This window comes from Streptosporangium sp. NPDC023825, assembly GCF_040639575.1.
GTDB lineage: Bacteria > Actinomycetota > Actinomycetes > Streptosporangiales > Streptosporangiaceae > Streptosporangium.
In genome coordinates this window covers 187284-211033 of the sequence record NZ_JBFAAE010000001.1, presented here as the reverse complement: position 1 = coordinate 211033, position 23750 = coordinate 187284, and the positions used below count along the sequence as shown (strand labels likewise).

General features: G+C 72.8%; 15 protein-coding genes. 6 read left to right on the top strand and 9 right to left on the bottom strand.

From position 1 onward, the window contains the following. A complete protein-coding gene (locus tag AB0G15_RS00910) occupies positions 1 to 1335 on the bottom strand; it encodes an extracellular solute-binding protein (protein WP_362834328.1) in 1335 nt (444 codons plus the stop codon). A gap of 207 nt (positions 1336 to 1542) precedes the next feature. Between AB0G15_RS00910 and AB0G15_RS00905 the strand changes: the two genes are divergently transcribed. Both AB0G15_RS00905 and AB0G15_RS00900 read left to right on the top strand, forming a co-directional pair. Beyond that, entirely contained in the window at positions 1543 to 2754 is a 1212-nt protein-coding gene (locus tag AB0G15_RS00905) for an ROK family transcriptional regulator (RefSeq protein WP_362834327.1), read from the top strand. Between the two features lie 171 nt (positions 2755 to 2925). Then, the gene (locus AB0G15_RS00900) at positions 2926 to 3570 is read left to right on the top strand and encodes a M15 family metallopeptidase (RefSeq protein ID WP_362834326.1); all 645 of its coding nucleotides are present in this window, start codon (positions 2926 to 2928) and stop codon (positions 3568 to 3570) included. Positions 3571 to 3752: 182 nt separating this feature from the next. Here the strand turns inward: AB0G15_RS00900 and AB0G15_RS00895 are convergent, their stop codons facing one another. From AB0G15_RS00895 to AB0G15_RS00885, 3 genes are all read right to left on the bottom strand, one after another. Beyond that, a complete protein-coding gene (locus AB0G15_RS00895; RefSeq protein WP_362834325.1) occupies positions 3753 to 4559 on the bottom strand; it encodes a hypothetical protein in 807 nt (268 codons plus the stop codon). Positions 4560 to 4747: 188 nt separating this feature from the next. Then, positions 4748 to 5341 (bottom strand): DUF4291 domain-containing protein, encoded by a 594-nt coding sequence (locus AB0G15_RS00890; protein ID WP_362834324.1) that lies wholly within the window; start codon positions 5339 to 5341, stop codon positions 4748 to 4750. 90 nt (positions 5342 to 5431) lie between these two features. Continuing rightward, complete coding sequence (locus tag AB0G15_RS00885; RefSeq protein WP_362834323.1) at positions 5432 to 6505, bottom strand: alkene reductase; 1074 nt, start codon at positions 6503 to 6505, stop codon at positions 5432 to 5434. 110 nt (positions 6506 to 6615) lie between these two features. On the opposite strand from AB0G15_RS00885, the gene AB0G15_RS00880 reads away from it, so the two are divergent. From AB0G15_RS00880 to AB0G15_RS00870, 3 genes are all read left to right on the top strand, one after another. Beyond that, the gene (locus AB0G15_RS00880) at positions 6616 to 6993 is read left to right on the top strand and encodes a MerR family transcriptional regulator (RefSeq protein ID WP_362834322.1); all 378 of its coding nucleotides are present in this window, start codon (positions 6616 to 6618) and stop codon (positions 6991 to 6993) included. Between the two features lie 147 nt (positions 6994 to 7140). After that, positions 7141 to 10536 carry a BTAD domain-containing putative transcriptional regulator gene (locus AB0G15_RS00875; RefSeq protein WP_362834321.1) on the top strand — a complete coding sequence of 1132 codons (3396 nt, stop codon included), beginning with the start codon at positions 7141 to 7143 and terminating at the stop codon, positions 10534 to 10536. Positions 10537 to 10670: 134 nt separating this feature from the next. After that, positions 10671 to 11837: an FAD-dependent monooxygenase gene (locus tag AB0G15_RS00870; protein ID WP_362834320.1), complete on the top strand. Its 1167-nt coding sequence runs from the start codon at positions 10671 to 10673 to the stop codon at positions 11835 to 11837. 24 nt (positions 11838 to 11861) lie between these two features. Here the strand turns inward: AB0G15_RS00870 and AB0G15_RS00865 are convergent, their stop codons facing one another. Both AB0G15_RS00865 and AB0G15_RS00860 read right to left on the bottom strand, forming a co-directional pair. Continuing rightward, on the bottom strand, positions 11862 to 13736 hold the full coding sequence (locus AB0G15_RS00865) for a N,N-dimethylformamidase beta subunit family domain-containing protein (RefSeq protein WP_362834319.1): 1875 nt from the start codon (positions 13734 to 13736) through the stop codon (positions 11862 to 11864). 142 nt (positions 13737 to 13878) lie between these two features. Continuing rightward, on the bottom strand, positions 13879 to 15300 hold the full coding sequence (locus AB0G15_RS00860; protein WP_362834318.1) for a hypothetical protein: 1422 nt from the start codon (positions 15298 to 15300) through the stop codon (positions 13879 to 13881). 164 nt (positions 15301 to 15464) lie between these two features. On the opposite strand from AB0G15_RS00860, the gene AB0G15_RS00855 reads away from it, so the two are divergent. After that, a complete protein-coding gene (locus tag AB0G15_RS00855; protein ID WP_362834317.1) occupies positions 15465 to 16652 on the top strand; it encodes a transposase in 1188 nt (395 codons plus the stop codon). A gap of 61 nt (positions 16653 to 16713) precedes the next feature. On the opposite strand, the gene AB0G15_RS00850 is transcribed toward AB0G15_RS00855, so the two are convergent. The 3 genes from AB0G15_RS00850 to AB0G15_RS00840 all read right to left on the bottom strand — a co-directional run bounded on the left by AB0G15_RS00850 (position 16714) and on the right by AB0G15_RS00840 (position 23521). Next, positions 16714 to 16965, bottom strand: coding sequence for an acyl carrier protein (locus AB0G15_RS00850; protein ID WP_362834316.1), 252 nt, complete (start codon positions 16963 to 16965; stop codon positions 16714 to 16716). Between the two features lie 65 nt (positions 16966 to 17030). Beyond that, positions 17031 to 17204, bottom strand: a complete 174-nt coding sequence (locus tag AB0G15_RS00845) for an MbtH family protein (RefSeq protein ID WP_362834315.1) — start codon at positions 17202 to 17204, stop codon at positions 17031 to 17033. A 2-nt stretch (positions 17205 to 17206) separates the two neighbouring features. After that, positions 17207 to 23521 (bottom strand): amino acid adenylation domain-containing protein, encoded by a 6315-nt coding sequence (locus tag AB0G15_RS00840; RefSeq protein ID WP_362834472.1) that lies wholly within the window; start codon positions 23519 to 23521, stop codon positions 17207 to 17209. Positions 23522 to 23750: the final 229 nt, after the last annotated feature.

Below are 23750 nucleotides of genomic sequence, written 5' to 3'. Positions count from 1 at the left end.
TTACTGGTTCAGGATCTCTTCGAGTTCCTTGTTGGCGTCGGCCAGCGCGGTGTCGACGTCCTTCTTGCCCTCGATGACCGAGCGGGCCGCGCTCTGCAGGACCGCCTTGGTGTCGTTCGCCTCGGCCCAGTTGGTGTCGTTCGGGAAGCCCTTGGCGACCTTGAAGGTCTCGGCGAACGGCGCCTGCACCGGGTCGGAGGCGTACTCGGTCAGAGCCTCCGGGTAGAGCGGCAGCAGGCCGCCCTCCTTGGCGTAGCGGGTGCCGAACTCCTTGCCGGCGGCGAGCTTGACGTACTCGGCGGACAGCTCGACGTTCTTGGTGTCCTTCCAGATGGCGATGTCGTTGCCGCCCTGGAAGGCCGGGGCCGGGCCGCTGCCGTCCTTGGCCGGGAGTGAGAAGAAGGCCATCTTCGCGTCGTCGACCTTGCCGCCGCTCTGCTCCTTGATGGTGGTGATGTCCCAGCCGCCGGTCACGTACATGCCGACCTTGCCGTTGGCGAAGCGGGTCGCGATGTCCACCGAGTTCTGGGTCAGGGCGGACTTGCGCGAGACGCCGTGCTTGGTCACCAGGTCGGTGTAGTACTGGAAGCCCTCCTTGAAGCCGGGCTCCGTCAGCTTGCCGGTCCACTTGCCGCCCTCGAAGGCGGCGAAGTCGCCGCCGGCCGACCAGACGAACGGCGACAGCGACATGTTGGCGTCGGAGCCGCCGTTGAAGGCGAAGCCGTCGACGTCCTTGCCCTTCTCGGCGACGATCTTCTTGCCCGCCGCGACGAGGTCCTCCCAGGTCTTGGGCACCTCGATCTTCAGGTCCTCGAACCAGTCCTTGCGGTAGAGGACGGCGCGGGTGCCGCCGCCCCACGGGGCGGCGTAGATCTTGCCGTCCACCGTCTCGTAGCCCCACAGGTTCTGCGGGATCTGCTGGAAGTCGGGGGTGGCCTTGACGACGTCGGTGATGTCGGTCAGCGCGTCCTGCGCGACCCACGCGGCCACCTGGTCGTTGCCGAACTCGGTGACGTCGGGGCCCTCGCCGCCGGCGAGCGCGGCGGTCCACTTGGCCTGCGCGTCGGGCCAGGGCACCCACTGGAGCTTGACGTCGGCGCCGGTGGTCTCCTTGAACTTGGCGTTCAGGTCGGCCATCAGCTTGTTCTGCTTCTCGTCGGGAGCGCCGAGGCGCCAGACGGTCAGCGTCTGACCCGCGAACTTGGGACCGGACGCGGCGGGCGCCGACGCCTGGTTCTCGGCGGCCGGTGCCGGCTCGCTGCTTCCACACGCGGCGAGACCCAGGGCGAGGGCGGCGGTGGTTGCCGTCGTGGTGGCGATTCTCGCGAACTTCACTGGAGTTCTCCCTTTCAGGCTTTCGCCGGGGTTTGCGCTCATCTGTTATGGCCGGGGTCCCCGCGACCCTCTGCACTCACTGGGAGCGGTCGGAACTACCGCAACCCGCGGTTCCGATCGCTTGCCTGCGGGCTGACTAGGGTTAAACTAACAAGAAACTTTCTTAAAAGAAACGATCGTTAGCGGATCGTGACGGGGAGGACGACCTTGCCCACACGCCCGGGGACCCCCCGGCTGCTGCGCCGGCTCAACGACCGCGCGGCACTGGAACTCCTGCTGTCCAGCGGCCCTCTCACCCGGGCTGAGCTGGGAGAACATACCGGGCTGTCCAAGGTGACCGCGGGTCAGCTGCTCTCCAGGCTCCAGGAGCGCGACCTCGTCGCCGTGGTCGGCGAGCAGGCGGGCGGTCGCGGCCCCAACGCCGCCCTCTACGGGGTGGTGCCCTCCTGCGCGTACGTGGCCGGGCTCGACGTGCTGCCCGACAGGATCAGCGCCGGGATCGCCGACATCACCGGCACCCTCGTCGCCGAGGTCTCCGTCGACCCCAGCGGGCACGAGGACCCGGTACGGCTGGTGCGGAGCGCGGTGAGCCAGGCGTGCGCGTCGGCGGGCATCGGCGCCGACCGGCTGCGCGCCTTCGTGATCGGCACCAGGGGCGTCGTCGACCCCCGCACCGGCGACGTGCGCTTCTCCTTCGACCTGCCCTCCTGGCACAACGGCGTGCTCGCCGAGCTCCGCCGCGACCTGGGGGTCCCGGTGACGATAGAGAACGACGTGAACCTGGCCGCGCTGGCCGAGCGCGCGTACGGGGCCGCGCTGGGCGTCGACGACTTCGTGCTCGTCTGGGCGGGGGTCGGGCAGGGGCTCGGCGTCATGCTGGGCGGGCGGCTGCACCGCGGCTTCACCGGCGGCGCGGGCGAGATCGGCTGGCTCCCCGTGCCCGGCGAGCCGCTCCCCACCGACGTGAGCGAGCCCCAGTCGGGCTCGTTCCAGCGCCTGGTCGGCGGCGACGCCGTGACCGGGCTCGCGAACGCCCACGGCATCGGCACCTCCGTCTCCGCCTCCGGGGCCTCGGGGGCCTCCGGAGGCGACTCCGACGCCGGTTCCGTGGGAGAACACGTCCGTACGGCCGTCGCGGAGGGCGCCGAGGCGTTCCTGGACGAGCTGGCCGGGCGGCTGGCCGTCGGCGTCGCCGCCGTCGCGGTGGTCCTGGACCCCGGACTCATCGTGCTCAGCGGCGACGTCGGCAGGGCCGGGGGAGACGCGCTCGCCGCCAGGGTGCAGGACGCGGTCGCCCGGGTCTGCCCCAGCCAGCCCCAGGTCGTGGTCTCGCGGGTCCAGGGCAACCCCGTACTGCGCGGCGCCCTGGTGTCGGCGCTGCAGCAGGCCCGTGAGCAGGTGTTCTCGGACACGATCTGACGTCCCGCGCGGACGGGACCGGCCCGGGTCCCGTCGTGATGAGACCCGGGCCGGAGCGGCGTATCGGATTGTCCGGGCATGGGCCCGATCGCAGGCGCGGGCACGGTCCGGCACTCCCGTTCCCCGTGAGCGGGGTCTGCGCACTGTGGCGCTTGGGGAAGAATTGCCACCATGCCTGACATCGTTCTGATCTCCGATGCCCGAGTCGCCGCGATCCCCGTCGAGGAGTCGGGGGAGCGGCTGGTCGACGTCCGGGGGCGGCTGCGGACGGACGAGCGGCTCGCCGACCCCGAGGGGGCCTTCGCCCATCTCAGGCTCGGGCTGCTGACCAGGCTGGAGGAGGCGCAGGCGCAGCTTCCCGGGGGATACCGGCTGCTGGTCGTGGAGGGATACCGGCCACCGGCGACACAGAAAGAGATCTTCGACGGATACTCGGCGGAGCTGCGGGCGCTGCATCCGGAGATGTCGCCCGCGGAGCTGCGCGCCGCGGCGAGCCGCTACGTGTCGCCCGTCGAGATCGCCCCGCACACCGCGGGAGCCGCGGTCGACCTGACCCTGGCCGCCGACGACGGGACCGAGCTCGACATGGGCACCCGGCTCAACGCCACCCCCGAGGAGAGCGACGGCGCCTGCTACACCGACGCCCCCGGGCTGTCCCCCGAGGCGCGCCACCACCGCAAGCTCCTCGGCGTCGCCATGGAGGCGGCCGGACTGGTCAACTACCCCACCGAGTGGTGGCACTGGTCCTACGGCGACCGCTACTGGGCCATGACCACCGGCTCCCCGGTCGCCCTCTACGGCCCGATCTCCATCTGACCTCGTACGGCACCGCCGGGCAGCGGTGTCATGGGATCGTGCTGGGCGGTGATCACCCGCCGACGGCGGGGCTGCCGGCCAGGTGGATCGACACCACCCGCGTGGTCACCGACGCCGGTCGACTCATGGCGCCATTCGCGGCGGACAGGTGAGAGCGAGGCTTTCATAGGGGGTGTCGATCATCAGTCGACGGTGATGAGGCGCTCGGGAGGGGCCGTGATCTTTACGGGGGTTCCCCATCCTCGATAGATGATGTTCATCGTCATGGTCTCGACCTCATCGCCGACGTACTTCGGGGTGAACCTCATGATGGCGTGGAAACGTCTCGGCAGGTTGTCCGGGCCCACCCAGAGTTTCCAGGTGATCGGCTCGTTCCACGATGCCCCCTCTTCCTCCTCGGTCCTGAAGTACATCCCGGCCTGTCTCTCGCCCAGGCCGGGAACCGTCACCGTGCCGCTGTGGAGGGTCGTCTTCACTCCCTCGAACGTTCCGCCGTCGGCGCTGGTCGCGCCGTGGGCGGCGACCAGTTTGAGGAAGCCCGGGTTGATCCCGTTGATCAGGTCCTCCCCCCAGATGACCCCGGCCAGGTTCCGCGCGCAGGTCCATCTCCCCACCGCCGACGGTGACTTCCAGACGTAGTTACCGTCATTGGAACGCACGTAGGCCTGTGAGCAGAACTCCCGGCCGATGCTGATCGCCCGGGACCGGCCTGTTCCCTCCGGATCTTGGGTGATCGTCGTGGTGTCGGCGGCGTACACGCCTGAAGCCCTGAAGCGGTACGCGCCGGACGCCTTCATGTCCCAGATGGGTGGGGGTCCGCCACGCCACTTGACGGAGAAGCGCACGCTGCTCTTCTTCGCGAACTGCTTCTTGATCGCTTTGACGACGGAGTCGAGAGACGTCGATTCGGGAGCCGCGTGCACGGCGCCGCCGGGAATCGCGATGCTCAGCAGGCCGGCTAACACCAGCGCGACGCTCATGCGTTTCATGCGCCGATCATCACGGGTGATCATCTCGATCTCGTCACGGCAGGCCCTTGCTTGATCGGCCGGATCGGGAAGAAGCCGGTGACGGTCCATCCGACTCCATGGAGGCGGGGGACACGGAGAACCGGCCTGGCCGGACCGGTCGAGTCCGGTGCGGCGGTGTGGGATCCAGGGGGCCTGCGCCGCCGCGCTTACGGACGTAGGTGAGCCAGAAGCTCGTCCCCGGCGAGGTAGGGACGCTCCTCGGGCAGGAGCCGGGCCGCGGCCTCCGGTTCGCCCTCGCGCAGGAGTGCGTGGATCTCGCGGACGAGCTGGGTGACGTCGGTGATGGCGACCGTCCACTCGTCCGCGTACCGGCGAGCGCCCTCGCCCGAGAGGCCGAGCTGCAGGGAGCGGTAGGGCAGCGGGCGCAGGTGGAGATCGCGTTCGGGGTCCCACTGCACCCGGACCGGCGCCTGCCGCAATCGCCGCTTCCAGGTGGCCCGGTCGGGGTGAAGCCCTGGCTCGTAGTGTGACAGGCACGCGTGGCGCAGGGCCCATTCGAACCCCTCGTGGGTGATCTCGATGGCCAGGACGGTCTCCTGCCCCTCCTTGCTGCCCCAGCCACAGCGGTACATCATCCACAGGAACGATGGCTTGACCCACGTCATCCGGTCTCGTTTCCAGGTGGCCGGGAAGCGGCCGAGACGAGCGGCGGGGAGACCGATCTCCGGAGTGTAGGCCTGGTAGACGGTGATCGTGGACGCGCTGTGAACCGCCCGGATCCTGTGCTTCGGTTCTTCCATGGCGGACAGGATGGGCCCGGCCGCACGGGAGAGGCCACCCGTTTACCGTCATGATCGATCGGTGGAGCAGGCCGCGCGATCCGGCTGGCGTCAGGCGGTGTGCTGGTACGTCGAGTAGGTCAGGTAGCCCGCGTCGCCGCCCTGGTAGTACGTCGCCTCGTCGACGGGAGCGATGGGGAGGCCGGTACGCAGCCGCTCGACCAGGTCGGGGTTGGCGAGGAACCCGCGGCCGAAGCTGATGAGGTCGGCGCCCAGCCCGAGCCAGTGGTCGGCCTCGGCCCGTCCGGTCTGCTTCGGGCCCATCGGCAGCACCGGGTTCATGATGAGGGTGCCCGGCCACGCGCGGCGCAGCCCGATCAGCACGTCCTCGTCGGCGGTGGCCTCGAGGTGGACGTAGGCCAGGTCGAGGCGGGCCAGCTCGGTCAGCAGCGCGGTGTACAGCTCCGGGACATCGGTCTCCCGCACCCCCCAGAACGTCCCGCCCGGGGAGAGGCGGATCCCGGTCCTGGCCCCGCCGACGGCTTCGGCGGTCGCGGACACCGCCTCGACGGCGAACCGGATCCGGCTGGCCACCGAGCCTCCGTAGCGGTCCGTGCGCAGGTTGGCGTTCGACGAGAGGAACTGTGAGATCAGGTAGCCGTTCGCGCCGTGCAACTCCACGCCGTCGAAGCCGGCCTCGACGGCCCGGCGGGCGGCCCGGCCGTAGGACTCGGCGTGCTCGGGCACCTCGGCGGTGTCCAGGGCGCGCGGCGTCGGCGCGGGCCGGGGCCCCGACGGGGTGAACACGTCGCCGACGGCCGGGACCGCCGAGGGCCCGACCGGCTGCATGCCGGTGGTATCGGGATGGGAGACCCGTCCGCCGTGCATGAGCTGGGCGAAGATCCGCCCGCCGCTGGAGTGCACGGCGGCGGTCACCGGGCGCCACGCGGAGACCTGCTCATCGGTGTGCAGTCCCGGCGTGCCCGGGTTGGACTGTCCGATCAGGCTCGGCTGCACGCCCTCGGAGACGATCAGCCCGGCCGTCGCGCGCTGGGCGTAGTACGCCGCCATCGACGGCGTCGCCAGCCCGCCGGCGGCGGCCCGGACTCGCGTCATCGGGGCCATCACCATCCGGTTGGGGAGCGTCAGGTCGCCGAGCCGGTAGTTGTCGAAAAGGGTCGTCACGTCGTCCTCCATGGTCGTCGATCCCGGATCGCGGGTACGGCGAGTACGCTAGAAGCTCACATCCATGTCAGAGGCAAGCCCTGTGTCGCAGATCACACCGGGAGGACGATGTGCGCATCGGCGAGCTCGCGTCACGGACCGGGGTCAGCGTCCGGTCGCTGCGCTACTACGAGGAGCAGGGGCTGCTCACCAGCACCCGCAGCGCCAGCGGACAGCGGCACTACACGGACGACGAGGTCGAGCGGGTCGCGTTCATCCAGCGCCTGTACACCGCCGGCCTGTCCAGCCGCACCATCGCCGAACTGCTCCCGTGCACCGAATCGCCCAGCACGGAGAACTCCGACGCCGCCCTGGAACGGATGGCGCAGGAGCGCGACCGGCTCTCCGCGCACATCGGCGACCTCATCCGCACCCGCGACGCGCTCGACGGGCTGATGGCCGTGAACCGGGCGCATCGTGAGCAGCTGCGGGCACCGTCGGCCGGCTGACCACCACCGGCGCCTCCATCGGGCTCGCTCACCCCTTCTCCGATCCGGCCGGTGAACCGGCAGGCCGTCCCGCATCCCGGGGAACCGCGGCCTCGTGCCGCCCGCGGCGTCCGTCTCTCGCCGGAGGCGTGAGGGACAATCGAGGCCATGCGGTTCGGCGTCCTCGGTTCCCTGGAGGTGCGGTCCCCCACCGGTGAGGAGATCTCCGTGGGCGGGCCCAGGCCGCGTGCCCTGCTCGTGATGCTGCTGCTCGACGCGGGCCGGGTGGTCGGCGTACGGCGTCTGATCGACGGCCAGTACGGTGACGATCCCCCGGCCGGTGCCGCCAACGCGGTGCAGGCCCAGGTCTCCCGGCTGCGCCGGAGCCTGCCCGCCGAGGTGATCGAGTTCCACGGGACCGGCTACCGGCTCGTGGCCGATCCCGACGACGTCGACGCCCACCGGTTCGAACGGCTGGCCCGCGAGGGGCGGCGGCTGCTGGCGGAGGGGCGTCACGCCGCCGCCGGCGGCTTGCTGCGGGAGGCGCTCGCCCTGTGGCGCGGGCCCGCGCTGGCCGACCTGCCCTTCGGGCGGGCGTGGGCGGACCGGCTGGAGGAGCTCCGGTTGACCGCGACGGAGGATCTCGCGGAGGCGGAGTCGGCCCTTCCCGAGGGCGGCTCGGTGACTTCGGCGGCTTCGGTGGCGGAGCTGCGGCGGCTGGTGGCCGCGCATCCACTGCGGGAACGGCTCACGGGGCAGCTGATGCTCGCCCTGCGGGCGGCGGGGCGGCAGGCCGAGGCGCTGACGGTGTTCGAGGAGACCAGGCGGCTGCTCGCCGAGGAGCTCGGCGCCGATCCCTCACCCGAACTCGCCGCGATCCATCTGGCCGTCCTGCGCGCCGAGCGGCCCGCGCCACCGGCACGACGGGGACTCGCGGCCCAGCTCACCAGCTTCGTGGGACGCGAGCGGGAGCTGGAACGGATCGCCGCGCTGCGCGACTCGCGGCTGGTCACGATCACCGGGCCCGGCGGCATCGGCAAGACCCGGCTGGCGATCGAGGCGGCCGGACGCGGGCGGCGGGAGGTGTGCTTCGTCGACCTCTCCCCGCTCGGCGGCCCCGCCCCGCTCGGCGGCTCCGCCGCGTCCGGTGGTCCCGTTCCGCCCGGTGGTCCCGGTACGGCAGGTGGTCCCGTTCCGCCTGGCGGTCCCGTTCTGCGCGGTGGTCTCGGCCCGTCCGGTGGTCACGGTACGGCAGGTGACGGTGACCAGGTGGTCCGCGCGGTGCTCGGCGCGCTCGGGCTGCGCGAGCCCGGGTTCCACGCGCCGCGCCCGGCCGATCTGGTGGAGCACCTGGTGGCGGCTCTGCGCGGGCGGGACCTGCTGCTCGTCCTCGACAACTGCGAGCACGTGAACGACGCCGCCGCCACGCTGGCCCGCGGGCTGCTGGGCGAGTGCCCCGGGCTGGCCGTGCTGGCCACCGGGCGCGAGCCCCTCGGCATCACCGGCGAGACGCTGGTGCCGCTGGCACCGCTGGAGACCCCGCCGCCGGACTCCTCGCCGTCCGCAGCCCTGGACTGTCCGGCCGTGCGGCTGTTCGCCGACCGGGCGGCGGCCGTACGGCCGGGATTCGAGGTGCGGCGGGCCAACGTGGAGACGGTCGTCCGGATCTGCGCGGCGCTGGACGGGCTGCCGCTGGCCATCGAGCTGGCGGCCGCGCGGCTGCGCTCCTTCACCGTCGAGGAGATCGCCACGCGCCTGGAGGAGCACGGCCGGTTCCGGCTGCTGTCGCGCGGCGACCCCACGGCGGCGGCCCGCCACCGGACCCTGCGCGCGGTGGTGGAGTGGAGCTGGGACCTGCTCTCGCCCGGTGAGAAGGTGCTGGCCAGGCGGTTCGCCGTGTTCGCGGGAAGCGCGTCCCTGGAGGCGGCCGAGGGAGTCTGCGAGGTGGAGGACGCAGCCGGGCTATTGGCGGACCTGGTGGACAGATCGCTGGTCGTGGCGGACGGCGACCGCTACCGGATGCTCGACACGATCAGGCTGTTCTGCGCGGAACGGCTGGTGGAGGCGGGCGAGGAGGACCGCCTGCGCGGCGGCCACGCCCGCCACTTCCTCGACCTGGCCCGGCGCGCCGATCCCCACCTGCGCCGGGCCGAGCAGCTCCGGTGGCTGGCCAGGCTCTCCGCCGAGCACGACAACCTGACGGCCGCGCTGCGCTGGGCCGTGCGCGACGACAGGGAGACGGGACTGCGGCTGGTCGCCGCGCTGGCGGCGTACTGGTGGCTGGGCGGCCGGCGCGGCGACGCGGGGGAGGCGGCGGCCGAGCTGCTCGAGGCGACCGGTCGTCCCCTCCCCGGGCTGGAGGAGGAGTACGTCATGTGCGTGGCACACGCCGTACCCCGAGCGCTGCCGGAACACTGGGAACGGGCCGAGGCGATCATGCGGTCGCGGGACCGGCCGCTGCGGTACCCGTTCGCCGAAGCGTTGTGGGGCATGTCCGCCGGGCCGCCGAGGTCGACGCCGCCGGCCGGGCCCGAGACCGACCGGCTGTTCGGTTCCGATCCGTGGAGCCTGGCCCTGGCCGGGCTGGGCCGCGCCCTGCTGAAGGTGTTCGGCGGCGATCCGGCCGGAGGTGAGCGGGAGCTGGAGGAGGTGCTGGAGCGCTTCAGGTCCCTGGGGGAACGCTGGGGGACGGCCCAGGGACTCGACTGGCTGGCCCTCGTCGCGGGCCGGCGCGGGGAGTGGGCGCGCGCCCGGGACCTGTGGCGGGAGGCGCTGGAGCTGCTGGAGGAGCTCGGGGCCCTGGAGGAGACCGCGGACATGCTGGGGCACCGGGCCGAGGCGCTGGTACGCGAGGGTGACCTCGCCGCCGCTGCCGCCGACCACGGGCGCGCCGGGGAACTCGCCGGGAAGGCGGGCATGCCGGACGTGCCCGCCGTGACGCATCTGGGGCTGGGGGAGATCGCGCGGCTCGAAGGTGATCCCGCCGAGGCCCGTCGCCGGATCGGCCTGGCGCTTCGAGGGGCGGAGACCGGGGCCTTCGGCGCGGAGTCGGTGCGGACGCGCGCGCTCACCGCGCTGGGACGGCTGGCCGAGGCCGAGGGCGATCGCGCCGGTGCCCTGCTCCACCATCGCCGGGCGCGGGCCCGCGCGCGCAGGTCGCCACTGGCGATGGACCTCGCCGACGCCGTCGAGGGCCTGGCGGGAGCCGCCCTGCTCGAAGGGGCGGGGACACAAGCGTTCGAAGGGGCGGGGACCCGGGCGGCGCTGCTGCTCGGCATGGCGGTGGCGCTGCGCGGGACGGCCGTGGCCGGTGACCGCGACGTCGCCCGGGTCACCGCGGGCGCCCGAGACCTCGCCGGGGCGGAGGCGTTCGCGTCGGCGTACGCCCGCGGGGCCGCGATGCGCCGCGACGAGGTGCTCGCGGCGCTCGACGCGGACGACGCACTCGACACACTCGACGCGGATGACGCGGACGACGCGGACCGCACACTCGACGCGGACGGCACACTCGACGCGGATGACGCGGGCGATGCGCTCGATGCGGGCGGCGCGGGCGACGGCTGAAGCCGAAAGCGCCCGGTGTCGGGAACGGCCGAGGGCTCGACGCCGAGGGCGGCTGACGGCGCTCGGCGCTGAGGGCGTCCGGCTGTCAGCCGATGGTCGGCGAACTGTCAGCGCCCCCCTCGACGCTCGTGAACATGAAGAACACCACGGTCCTCATCTCCGGTGCGAGCATCGCGGGACCCGCGCTCGCGTACTGGCTGAGCCGTTCCGGCCACGCCGTCACCGTCGTCGAGAGGGCGCCCGCGCTCCGCCCCGGCGGCCAGGCCGTCGACTTCAAGGGCGAGACCCATCGCGTCGTGCTGGAGCGGATGGGAATCCTCGGCGAGGTGCGGCGGCGTCAGACCGGCGGGACCGACCAGACCATCGTCGACGCGGACGGCAGGCCGCTGGCGGTCCTGCCCGGCGCGTTCACCGGCGGCGACGTCGAGATCCTCCGCGGCGACCTCGCCGCCCTGCTGTACGAGAGGACCGAGGAGGGCTGCGAGTACGTCTTCGGCGACTCCATCACCTCGCTGACCGACACGGCGGGCGGCGTGCACGTCACCTTCGAGCGCGGCGCGCCGCGTACCTTCGACCTCGTGGTGGGCGCCGACGGCATCCACTCCAACGTGCGGCGGCTCGCCTTCGGTCCCGAGTCCGACCACGTGCGCTTCCTCGGGTACTACTACGCGCTGGCCGACCTCGACACGGGTCCTGGCGGCGGGATGTACAACGAGCCCGGCCGGATGGTGGCGCTCGGCGGACCCAAGTCACCCGCGTTCTTCGTCTTCGCCTCCGAGCGGCTCGACTACGACCGCTACGACGTGGAGCGGCACAAGCGCATCCTGGCCGACGCCTACCGGGGCATGGGCTGGCGGGTCCCCGAGCTGGTGGCCAGGCTGCCGGAGGCGCGGAACCTCTACCTCGACTCGATCAGCCAGGTCAGGATCGGCCACTACGCCAGGGGCCGGGTGGTGCTGCTCGGCGACGCCGCCTACGGCAACACCCTGGGCGGCTTCGGCACCGGCCTGGCCGTCGTGGGCGCGTACGTGCTGGCCGGGGAGCTCGCGACGGCCGGTGGCGACCACCGGACCGCGTTCCGCGCGTACGAGGAGGCCTTCCGAGGCTACGCCAAGGTGGCCCGGCAGGGCGGCGCCGGCTCCTTTCTCGCCCCGGCGACGCGGCGGGGGATCAGGATGCGGAACCGGCTGTTCAAGAGCCGGTTCCTGCTGTGGTCGATGCTCAGGATGACGGACATGTTCGCCACGGACATCGAGCTCAAGGACTACCCGGCGCTCACCGGGACCTCCACCGCGACCTGAACGCCTTCGCTCCCGGGGAACGGGTCACGGTGCGGGCGCCCCCTGTCCCGGGAGAGCCGCCTGTTTGCCGGAGGCCGCCTCCTCCAGGAAGTTCGCGCGCCGCAGCAGGGGGCGGTCGCGGGCGGTGCCGATCAGGGTGCCCGCGTGGCCGGTCAGCACGGTGCAGCCGCCCGCGTCGCACAGGTCGGTCCATCCGGCCGGGGTCGCCACCGGCAGGCGCGTGCGGATCCGGCCGTCCGCGTCCGCCATGTACAGCCGGCCGTTCATCGCGGCCAGCGCCACGGCCCCGGCTCCGGCGGCGGCCTCGACCAGGCTCCAGGCGGAGGTCTCCGGGTCGAACAGCCACAGGCCGTCCGCGGCGGCGGCGAACAGCTCGCCGTTCACCATGCCCAGGCCGACCCCGCCGCGAGGTCCGTCGGCGAGGGTGACCCAGCCGTGCCCGGGGTCGCGGAAGACGAGCCGGTCGTCGGCGGTGAGACCGTACAGGCCGATCGGGTGGACGGCGGTGGCCTCCCTGGGGGTGGCCAGGGCGACCAGCGCGGGGGCGGTCCCCGCGGGGCGCCAGCGCAGGTTCTGGTCCGAGACCGCGCGGGTGAGCAGCGAGCCGCCGGAGGTGGCGCCGTACAGCAGGGAGCCGAACACGGTCAGCGCGCCGACCTCGTCCGCGCCGCCGATGGTCTCCCAGCCGCCCGCGCGCACCGACAGCCGGTCCAGCACGTTGCGGGTGATCCGGTCCACGGCCGGGTCGTGCAGGGTGTTGCCCCAGTTCACGGTGGAGGCGGTGAACACCGTCCCGGCGCCGAGGCCGAAGACGCCCATGGTGGCCATGCCGCCCTGGCCGTACCGGTGCCAGTGCCGCAGGTCGGCGGTGGCCAGGATGACGAAGGACGGCGGGGTGCCGTCGCGCCCGCTGGCCACCGGCACGCCGTCCTCCTCGACGAAGTCGCAGGCGTCCGTCTCGTAGCCGATCGCGCCCTTGCCGAACGTGTCGCCCTCGCCCAGCTTGGTGCCCTCGAACACCCAGTGCTCGGGGAAGCGGACGGTGTAGGACTCCTCGTGCATGAGCTGCATGTACGGCCCCCAGGTCCCGGCGCCGCGCCGGAAGCTGACCCCGGTCAGGCCGTTCTCCGGGCGGTTCACCGGCGCGCTGGACCACTCGACCGTGGTGAGGGCCGGGTCCACGGCGGCCATCGGGTCGGCGATCGCGTCGCGGTAGCAGACCATGGTGCGCCCGTCGTCCTCCAGCCGGAACTGCCACCAGCAGGTGTTGCCGGAGAAGACGGCCAGGTTGCCGCCCCGGCGGACGAACTCCTCGACGCTGTCGCGCATCCCCGCCGACCAGTACTCGTCGTGCCCGCTGACCATCAGCAGCCGGTAGCCGGAGAGCAGCTCGCGCCCGGAGTGCAGGTCCAGGGCCGAGCAGTGGTCGACGTCGTACCCGGCCGGGCCCAGCCAGCGGATCATGCCCTCCTCCCAGCGCTCGGGCGGCGGCCCGCCGCCCGGCCGGTCGAAGGACACCCGCGAGGCGCGGGTCGGCTGCTCGCTCCAGTAGATGGACTCGCCGGGGATGCCCGCCCGGTTGTAGGCCTGCCAGGTCGGGAACGGGATCGACAGCAGGATCGGCGAGCGGGGACGGGCGGCCCGTACGACGAAGTAGACCTCGCTGCTCTCCTCGTCGGCGGTGAAGACCGCGCGGTAGAGCGAGCTGGACCAGCCCGCGGAGACCTCGAGCGTCCACACCGGGTCGGTGAACTCCCCGTCGAGTACGGCCACCTCGGTGGCGACGTCCTCGACCAGCACCGAGCCTCGCAGCGGGGCGCGGGAGGCGCGGGCGAGGTGGAAGCGGAGCGCGCCGCCCTGGACGCAGGACGTCGACTCGGCGTAGGCGTGGACCGTCATCGGGCACCTCCGGCGTACGGCCCCCGGGATCCGGCCGCGGGAAGGGCGTCCGGCCGACCGGCTCCGGTCCTGGGGAGAGTGCTCGGCCGGCCGGTTCCGGACCGGGCGTCCGGCCGGCCCGCTTCGACGCTGGGCGGGACGCTCAACCGACCGGCTCCAGCACCTCGCGGAACGCGGCCTCGACCAGCAGCGACTCCAGATCGAGCAGGTAGCGTTCCATGGCGGGGCGGGGGAGATGGCCGGTGTCGGCGGTGAGCGAGACGCCCAGCCCGCCGGGCTCGCCGGTCACGTGCAGGCAGAACCGGCAGTTGAGCCGCTCCTGGCTGAGCGGCCAGGTGAGCGTCGTCTCGTCCAGGGCCCGCCGCACGCTGCGCTCGTCGGGGGAGGCGTCCACCCGGTCGGTGAAGCGCATGTCGTTGAAGCAGCAGTACGGGTGGACTCTCACACCCCGCTCCCGGCCGGCCCGCTCGGTGAGCCGGTCCCGGTCGTCCGGGTCGTGGTAGGCGGACCGGTAGGCGCGCAGCGCGGCGGGCCTGGCCGCGCGCAGCAGCTCGGTGAAGCCACCCTCGCGCAGGTCCAGCACGAACAGGCCCTCCTGGGAGAGCGTGGTGACCGCGTTGACGGTGTCGCCGCGGAAGCGGTTGCCCACGATCGGCAGCATCGCGCTCACGTCGTGGCCGGTCACCCTTCCGGTCAGCGTGGCCGCGGCGGCCAGCAAAACGGTCGAGGTGCTCGTGCCGCTCAGCGCGGCGATCCGCCGCACGGCCAGGTCCATCGCCCGGGAGACGAGGTGCGCCCGCCAGATCGGCGGATCCGCGGGGACGCCCGCCCGCCGGTCGAACATGGTCGGGGGGATGCGCCGGTACTCGCTCTCCCAGTGTTCCGCGGCCACCGCCGCGACCTTCAGGCCCTGCTCCGAGCCCTGCCAGCGGGCCAGCTCCAGCGGGGAGGGCGGGGGCGGCCCGGGTACGGAGCCGCGCAGCAGGAGCAGCCGCAGGTCCGTGACCGCGACCTCGGCTCCGAGGCCGTCGGCGGCCAGGTGGCAGAAGACGAGCACGATGTGGGTGACCTCGTCGCGGTCGACGACGAGCCCGATCCTGAGCGGCCACTCGTTCCCGTAGTCGAACGCCGTCTCCGCCAGCGTGTCCCGCAGCCGCTCGGGGTCGCCGCCCTCCGACACGGTGACCGGGATGGAACCGCCGGTCGCGAGCACCTGCCACGGCTCCGCGCCGCCGCCCTCCCGGGCGCCGCCTCCGTACGGTTCCGCGCCGCTCGTGTGGACGACCTTCCCGTACGGTTCCGTGCCGTTCGCGCGGCCGGCGCTCCCGCGCGGCGCCTCGCCCAGCCTGGTGCGCAGGGACTCGTGCCGTTCCACCAGCGCGCGCAGGACCTCGGCGGCCCCCGCCACGGTGAGCGGCCTGGCCCGGCGGGGCACGGCGAGCACGCGGCCGAAGTTGAAGTAGTGGTCGTCCGGCGCCGTCTTCCGGATCGTGTCCCAGATGGCCCGCTGCCCCCAGGTCAGCGGTGCCGTCTCCGATCGGCCCCCCGAGAACCGGATGTCCATCAGTTTCTCCCGAGGGGACCGTCGCCTTTAAGCGACGGGGGAATCGGGAGCCGGAGGGCCATCCAGGCCCGAGCGTGTAGTGACCTGACAGGTTCGCGCATTCCGCGTCGCCTCTTTCCGCTATTCGATACGGTGGGAACAAAGGTTCGAGCGAGGGTGGTGGTGTGGTGCGCAGGTCGTTTAAGTTCCTGCTGCGCCCCACTGTCCGCCAGAGCGCCGCGTTGATCGCCTGCCTGGATGATCACCACGCTCTGTACAACGCCGCGCTGGAGCACCGCCGCACCGCCTATGCCAAGGCGAAGGTGAGCATCCGCTACGGTGACCAGTCCGCCGACCTGAAACACATCCGCACCGACGACCCGGACGGTCAGGGCCGGTGGTCGTTCTCCTCCCAGCAGGCCACGCTGCGCCGCCTGGACAAGGCGTTTCAGGCGTTCTTCGCTCGCGTCAAGGCCGGGCGCACTCCGGGGTTTCCCCGTTTCAAGGGTAAGGGCCGGTTCGATACCGTCGAATGGCCCAAGGACGGTGACGGTTGCCGGTGGAACTCCCAGCCCGAACACCCCACCGTGACGTTCGTCCGTCTCCAGGGCGTCGGCCACATCCGCGTCCACCGGCACCGGCCGGTGCGCGGCACCGTCAAGACGATCGGTGTCAAGCGGGAAGGCTCCCGCTGGTACGTCGTGCTGTCGTGTGACGACGTGCCCGCCGAGGCGCTGCCCGCCACCGGCGCATCCGTCGGGATCGACCTGGGCGTGGCCTCGCTGGTCACCACCAGCGACGGTGAGCACCTGGCCAACCCGCGCCACCTGGCCGCGTCCGCCGAGCGCCTCGCCGCCGCCCAGCGGGACCTCGCCCGTAAGAAACGCGGCTCCACACGGCGCCGTAAGGCGGTGGCCCGCGTCACCGCCCTGCACGGCACGGTCCGCCGTCAACGCCTCGACGGCGCGCACAAGGCCGCACTCGCGTTGGTCCGCGACTACGACGTCATCGCCTGTGAAGACCTGCGCATCGCGAACATGACCCGCTCGGCGTCCGGCACGCTCCAAGCGCCTGGCAGCAACGTGGCGGCCAAGTCCGGCCTCAACCGGAGCATCCTGGACGCGGGTTGGGGGGTGTTTCTGACGATCCTCCGCTCGAAGGCTGAAAGCGCCGCGAAGGAGTTGATCGTGGTGAACCCCGCCAACACCTCCCGCACGTGCACCCGTTGCGGGCATCGCGCGAAGGAGAACCGTCCCACCCAAGCGGAGTTTCACTGTCAGCGGTGCGCACACGTCGCGCACGCCGACGTGAACGCGGCAACCAACATCCTCAGGGCAGGGCTTGCCCTTCGCGACGTCGCGCAAGCGGCTTAACGAAAAGCCGCTCCTTTCAGGGAGCGGAGGAGTCACGTGCTTCCCCCGTTCGGAAGTGAGGTCAGGAGTGCGCGCGTTGCGCCTCGTCGATGTGCCTTGCCAGCGCGTCGAGGTCGTCCAGCAGGTCGAGGCCGTCGCCCGACAGGTCGATCTCCACCCCGAACTCGGTCTCCACCGCGTCGATCAGCCGCATCTGCGCCAGGGAGGTGACCCCCAGCGCGGACAGCGGGACCGTGGCGGCCAGCGCCTCCTTGGCCGTGACGGCCCCGTCGGAGGCCGAGGCCACCATCTCCGCCAGCCGTTCCCTAACCATTGCCAGCCCCTCTCGTGCGGTCTCCGGCGTCGCTCGCCGGGATCCGGATCCAGTCGCCGTGCATCTCACGTCCTTCTCGCGCTGAGCGGGCGCAGGTCGGTCCAGACACGGTCGATGTGGGCGAGGCACTCCTCCTTGGTGCCGGAGACGCCCTCCTCACGCCAGCCGTCCGGGAGGTCCCGGCCGTCCGGCCAGATCGAGTACTGCTCCTCGTGGTTGACCACGACGCGGTGACCCATCTTCAGCTCCCGGTTCCCATGAGGCGCTCGGCCTCCTCGTCGGACATCTCGGCCAGCTCGGCGACGAGCAGCTCCTCCACCGCCGCCGCGAGGTCGGCCACGGTGCTTCGCGCGAACAGGGTGCGGATCGGCACGTCCACCTCGACGGCGGCACGGAGCCTGGCGACGGCGCGGGTGGCGAGCAGCGAGTGCCCGCCCAGCGCGAAGAAGTCGTCGAAGGCGCCGATCTCCTCGATGCCCAGCACCTCGCCGAAGATCTCGGCCACCAGCTCCTCGGCGTCGCCGCGCGGGGCGGTCCTCGTCCGGGGCCCGGCCTCGGGCGCGGGCAGCGCGGCCCGGTCGAGCTTGCCGTTCGCGGTCAGCGGCAGCGAGGTGAGGCTCACCCAGAGCGCGGGGACCATGTAGGCGGGCAGCGTCCCGGCCAGGTATCCGGCCAGCTCGTCTCCCGCGGCCGTGCCGACGACGTAGCCGACCAGCGTCTCCCTGTGCACGGCCACCGCCGCCTGGCCGACGCCGGGGTGGGCCAGCAGCCGCGCCTCGACCTCGCCGAGCTCGATCCGGAAGCCGCGGACCTTGACCTGGTCGTCGAGGCGGCCGAGGAACTCCAGCCGCCCGTCGGCCCGCCAGCGCGCCAGGTCGCCGGTCCGGTAGATCCGCTCCCCGCCGGGAACACCGGGAACACCGGGAACACCGGGGGCATCGGGATCGCCGGAGTCGCCGAGGGGGTCGTCAAGGGTGGGGAAGCGCTCGGCCGTGAGGTCCGGTCTGCCCAGGTAGCCGACGGCCACCCCGGCCCCGCCGACGCACAGCTCGCCCGGTGCCCCCGGCGGCACGGGCTCGCCCGAGCCGTTCAGGAGCAGGATCGAGGTGTCGGCGATCGGGACGCCGATGGGCGGGCGCCCGGGGGAGCCGTCCAGCTCGGCGGCGGTGGCGATGATCGTCGCCTCGGTCGGGCCGTAGGTGTTGACCAGCCGCACCCGGTCGCCGAAGCGCTCCCGCCAGCGGATCACGGCGGCCTCGTGCACCTGCTCGCCGCCGAGGATCACCAGCCGCAGGGTCGCCGGCCAGGCGATGGCGCCGATGTCGTCGACGAGCGCGTGCCAGTACGCCGTGGGCAGGTCGAGCACGGTGACCCGGTCGAGGTGGTCGGGCAGGGTGACGCCGCCTCCGGGCAGCAGCTCCAGCCGGGCCCCGGCGGCCAGCGCCGGATAGATCTCCTCGGCGTGGGTGTCGAAGCTCAGCGAGGCGAACTGGACCACCCGGTCGTCGGGCCGCAGCCCGTACGCCTCGCGCATCCACCCGACGCGGGAGGCCAGGTTGCGGTGCGAGACCACGACCCCCTTGGGCGTTCCGGTGGACCCGGAGGTGTAGATCACGTAGGCGGCCGAGCCGGGCACCGGGGCGCTCACCGGGACGAGGGGGAACCCGTCCGTACGGGCCGCATGGCCGGCGGGCAGGGGGCTCTCGTCCGCGTGCGCGCGCGGCGTGCCGGGAGGCAGCCGGTCGCCCAGGCCCGCCGTGGTGAGGACGAGGGAGGCGGCGCTGTCGTCCAGCATGAACGCGAGCCGTTCGGCGGGGTGGTCCGGGTCGAGCGGCAGGTAGGCCGCCCCCGCCCGCCAGACGGCGAGCAGGGCCGCGACGGCGTCGGGCGACCTGTCCAGGCAGACGCCGACCACGTCGCCGGGCATGACGCCCCGCCCGCGCAGCAGCGCCGCCAGCTCGTCCGCGCGGGCGTCCATCCCGGCGTAGGTGAGCGTGGTGTCCCCGCATCCGATCGCCACCGCGCCCGGCGTGGCCCGTACGGCCGCCGCGAACAGGTCCGGCACCGGGGGAGCGGGCGGTCGCTCGGGGCCCCGCGACAGGCGCCGCAGCAGGACGTCGTCGTCGCCGGTGCGCAGCGGCAGCTCGGAGACCCGGTCGCCGGACGCGGCCGGCAGCGCGGTGAGCAGCAGGCGGAACCGCGCGGCCATCGCCTCGATCGTGGCCCGGTCGAACAGCTCGGCGTCGTAGACGAAGCTGAGCGCCAACTCGTGCTCGTTGTGCCAGGCCTCCAGCATCAGTTCGAGCTTGGCCTGCCGCATGCCGTGCTCGAACCCCGTCGTGGTGAGTCCCGCGAAGGCGTCGGGGGCCTGCGCGAAGTCCTGCGTGTGCAGGATGAGCATGGTCTGGAACAACGGCGTGCGGGTCAGGTCGCGCTCGACCCTCAGGGCCGTCACCAGCTCCTCGAACGGCACGCCCTGGTGGGAGAAGGCGTCCAGGACGCCGATCTGGGTCTCGCGGAGCAGATCGGCGAAGGTGGGGTCGGCCGACAGGTCGCCGCGCATGACCAGGGTGTCGCTGAGGTAGCCGACGACCGGTTCGAGCTGGACCCGGTCCCGGCCCGCGGTGGCCGTGCCGACCAGGATGTCGTCGTGCCCGGTGTGCCGCGACAGCAGGACCTGGTAGGCGGCGAGCAGGACCATGAACATGGTGGCGCCGTGCTCCCTGCCCAGCCGGGCCAGGGCGGCGGCCTCCGCCGCGTCCAGCCGGACGCTCGCCACGTCGCCGCGCCTGGCGGCCCCGGAGGTGCGCGGCCGGTCGACCGGCAGGTCCAGCGGGGTGGGGTCGGCGAGCCTGTCCCGCCAGTAGCCGAGCAGGTCGCCGAGGTCGCGCCCGCGCTGCCAGAGGGCGACGTCACCGAACTGGAGCGGGACCGGCGGCAGGGCGGCGGCACCGGAGTACAGCCGCGACACCTCGTCGAAGACGAGGTTGAGCGACCAGCCGTCGCCGAGGATGTGGTGGAGCACGACGCACAGGACGTGGTCGTCCTCGGCGACCCTGATCAGGGTGACGCGCAGCGGCGGCCTGGCGCCCAGCTCGAAGGGCGCGTTGGTCAGGGCCGCGACCAGTTCCAGCGCCCCGGCCTCGCCCGCCGCGTCCGCCTCCTCGACGGTCACGGGACCCGGCGGGTCGACGACCACGACCGGCACGCCGTCCACCTCGGGGAAACGGGTGCGCAGACTCTCGTGCCTGGCGACCGTCCCGGCCAGCGCCCCGGCGAGCGCCTCCCGGTCCAGCGGCCCGCGCAGCCGCCTGACCAGGCACATGTTGTACGACGCGTCGTCCGGGTCGAGCCGGTTGAGGAACCAGAGCCGCTCCTGGCCGAAGGAGAGCGGCGGTACGGTTCCCTCGGGCCTCGGCCTCGGCCCGTCGCTCCTCCCGCCGGACGCGGTCGCGATCAGTTCCGCCAGCCCGGCGACCGTCGGCCGGGTGAACACCTCCCGGACCGGCACCTCCGTCCCGGACAGCGCCGCCAGCCGCGCGGTGACCATGGTGGCCAGCAGCGAGTGCCCGCCGAGGGCGAAGAAGTCGTCGTACGCGCCCACCTCCGCCGTTCCGAGCACCTCGGCGAAGACCTGCGCGACCATCCGCTCGCCCGGGGTCCGGGGAGCGATCGCGTCCCGTGCGGGCGTCGCGTCCACGTCGGGAAGCGCGTTGCGGTCGATCTTCCCGTTGGGGGTGAGCGGCAACGCCTCCACCTCGACGAACACGCTGGGCACCATGTAGCCGGGCAGCTCGCGCGCGGCGCGCTCCCCGAGCCCGTCCAGCGCTCCCGCGCCCTCCGTCTCCACCTCTGATGACGAGGTGGGCACGGCGGGCACGACGAAGGCCACCAGCCGGTCCCCGCGCACCGCGACGACCGCCTGCCGCACGCCGGGGCAGGCGTCCAGCACGGCCTCGATCTCGCCCAGCTCGATGCGGTGACCCCGGAGCTTGACCTGGTTGTCGGTCCGGCCGAGGAACTCCAGGGTGCCGTCGTTGCGGAGGCGGACGCGGTCTCCGGTCCGGTAGTGCCGCGAGCCGCCGGGACCGGGGACGAAGCGCTCCGCGGTCAGGGCCGGGCGGCCCAGGTAGCCGGTGGCGACCCCCTCGCCGCCGATGAGCAGCTCTCCGGCCACCCCGATCGGGCACGGCCCGCCACCGGGGTCGGAGACGTGGACGACGGTGTTGGCGATCGGGCGGCCGATGACGATCTCCCCCGGGTCCTCGGGGACGTCCCAGGCCGTGGACCAGACGGTGGTCTCGGTCGGGCCGTAGACGTTGACGAGCCGGTCCACCCGGGGACGCAGCTCGCGGGCGAGACGGGGGGCGAGCGGCTCGCCGCCGGTCAGCCCCACCACGCGCGGCAGGTCCCCGGCGAGCAGGACCCGCCACCCCGAGGGCGTCGCCTGGACGTGCGTCACGCCCTCGTCCCCGACGAGGCGCGCGAGCCGTACCCCGTCGCGGGCCGTCTCCGCGTCGGCGACGACCACCCGCCCGCCCGTCACCAGCGGCAGGTAGAGCTCCAGGGCGGAGATGTCGAACGACAGCGAGGTCAGTGCCAGCCACACGTCCCGCGGCGAGGACCGCACCAGGTCGCGCATCGCCAGCAGGAAGTTGGCCAGCGCCCGATGGGGGACCACCACGCCCTTCGGCCGTCCGGTGGATCCCGAGGTGTAGAGCACGTACGCGGTGTCGCCGGGAAGCGGCCGCGCGGGCGCGGCGGTCACCGTGCCGGTCGCGATGCCGGTCACCGTGCCGGTCACCGGGGGGAGGTCGTCGAGGCCGGTCAGCACCAGCGCCGCCGCGGAGTCCTCGATCACGTACGCGACGCGCGCCTCGGGGTAGTCGGGGTCGACGGGGAGGTAGGCCGCGCCGCTCATCGCCACGCCCAGCAGGGCGACGAGCATGTCGGTGCCGCGTTCCATCCGGACCGCGACCAGCGAGCCGCGCCCGATCCCGGCCGCGCCCAGCCGCCCGGCCAGCTCCGCCGCCCGCCCGGCCAGTTCCGCGTAGGTCAGCTCCCGCACGCCGGCCCCGTCCGCCGGCCCGTCGGCCGGCGCGCTCACCGGTGCGGTCGCGGACGTGGAGGCGTGAGCGGGCGTGGAGGCGTGAGCGGACGTGGCGCGTACCGCGACCGCGCCGGGGGTCGCCGCGGCCTGTTCGAGCAGCAGGTCGACGAGGGTGACCTCGGGCAGCTCGGCCGCGGTGTCGTTCCACTCCTCCAGCCGGGCGAGCTCCGCGTCCGGCAGCATCCGCAGCGCGCCCACCGGGGAGCCGGGGTCCGCCACGACGGCCGCGAGCAGCTCCTGGAAGCGGGCGACGAAACGTTCCACGGTCTCGCGGTCGAACAGTTCGGTGCTGTAGATGGCGGTGCCGTGCAGCTCGCCGTCGTCGCCGTGGTAGATGTCCACCGACAGGTCGAGCCTGGCGCGGGCCCAGCCGTTGGGGAAGTCCGTGACGTCGAGGCCGGGAAGCGGATCGGCCAGGTCGCCGTGGGTGTGGAAGGCGAACAGGGTCTGGAACAGGGGCGTGCGGCTCAGATCCCGCTCCACGTCGAGCTCCACCACGAGGCGCTCGAAGGGGACGTCCTGCCGCGAGAGCCCGTCCAGCACGACCCTGCGGGTGCGCCTGAGCAGCTCCTCGAAGGTGGGGTCGCCGGACAGGTCGCAGCGCAGGGCCAGCGTGGTCGAGAGGAAACCGATCATGGTCTCCAGCTCGGTGCTGCCGCGGCCGGCCGAGGGGGTGCCCACGCAGAAGTCGGTCTGGCCGGTGTGCCGGTGCAGCAGGACCTGGTAGGCGGAGAGCAGCACCATGAACGGCGTGCACCGGGCGCGGCGGGCGAGGTCGCCGATCGAGGCGGCCACGTCGGAGGAGATCCGGAACTCGACCTCGGCGCCCGCGCCGGTCCGCCGGGCGGGACGCGGCCGGTCCGCAGGGAGCTCCAGGGGCGGCACCCCGGCCAGCCGTTCGGTCCACCAGCGGAGATCGGAGTCCGCGGGGCGCAGGGCGCGCGCGTACTCGCCGTACTGCAGGGGCAGCTCGGGCAGCGGGGCGGTGCCCCGGCTCCCGTAGTGGGTGGCCACCTCGGAGCGGAGCACGTTCAGCGACCAGCCGTCGCCGTTGATGTGGTGCAGGACGACGCAGAGCACGTGGTCGGCGGGGCCGAGCTCGATCAGCGAGACGCGGAACGGCGGTGCGGCGGCCAGGTCGAAGGCCGTGTTGGTGAGCGCCGAGACCAGGGCCGCGACCTCATGCTCGCCCTGGACGGCGAGCCGATGGACCGTCACCGGTGACGGCGGCTCGACGATCGCCACGGGCTCCCCGGCGACCTCGCGGAACCGGGTCCTCAGGCTCTCGTGCCGGGCCGCCACCGCGGTGAAAGCGGCCTCCAGGGCAATCTTGTCAAGGCGACCTTTCAACCTGTAAACATAGGAGGTGTTGTAGGCGGAGTCGCCTGGATCAAGCCGGTGGAGAAACCAAAGCCGCTGCTGGCCGTACGACAGGGGGTATTCCATCCCTGATTGGCCGGTCGAAACGGTCTCCGGTGGGAACACGCAGGGCTCCTTTTTCGGCCGCGGGCCCGTTATTTCACGCAATCGCGCTGGAGGTTAGTACGCAAAAGGCCCGCTCTGTGCACGTATGACCAGTTGGGCGGGCATCGGGAAGGGTCTCTTTCTGGAAAGAAACCTTTCAGTTAGTTCTGCGGTCGTCAGTGTTACACCTTCGCCCTGAGGGCGCAAGGGT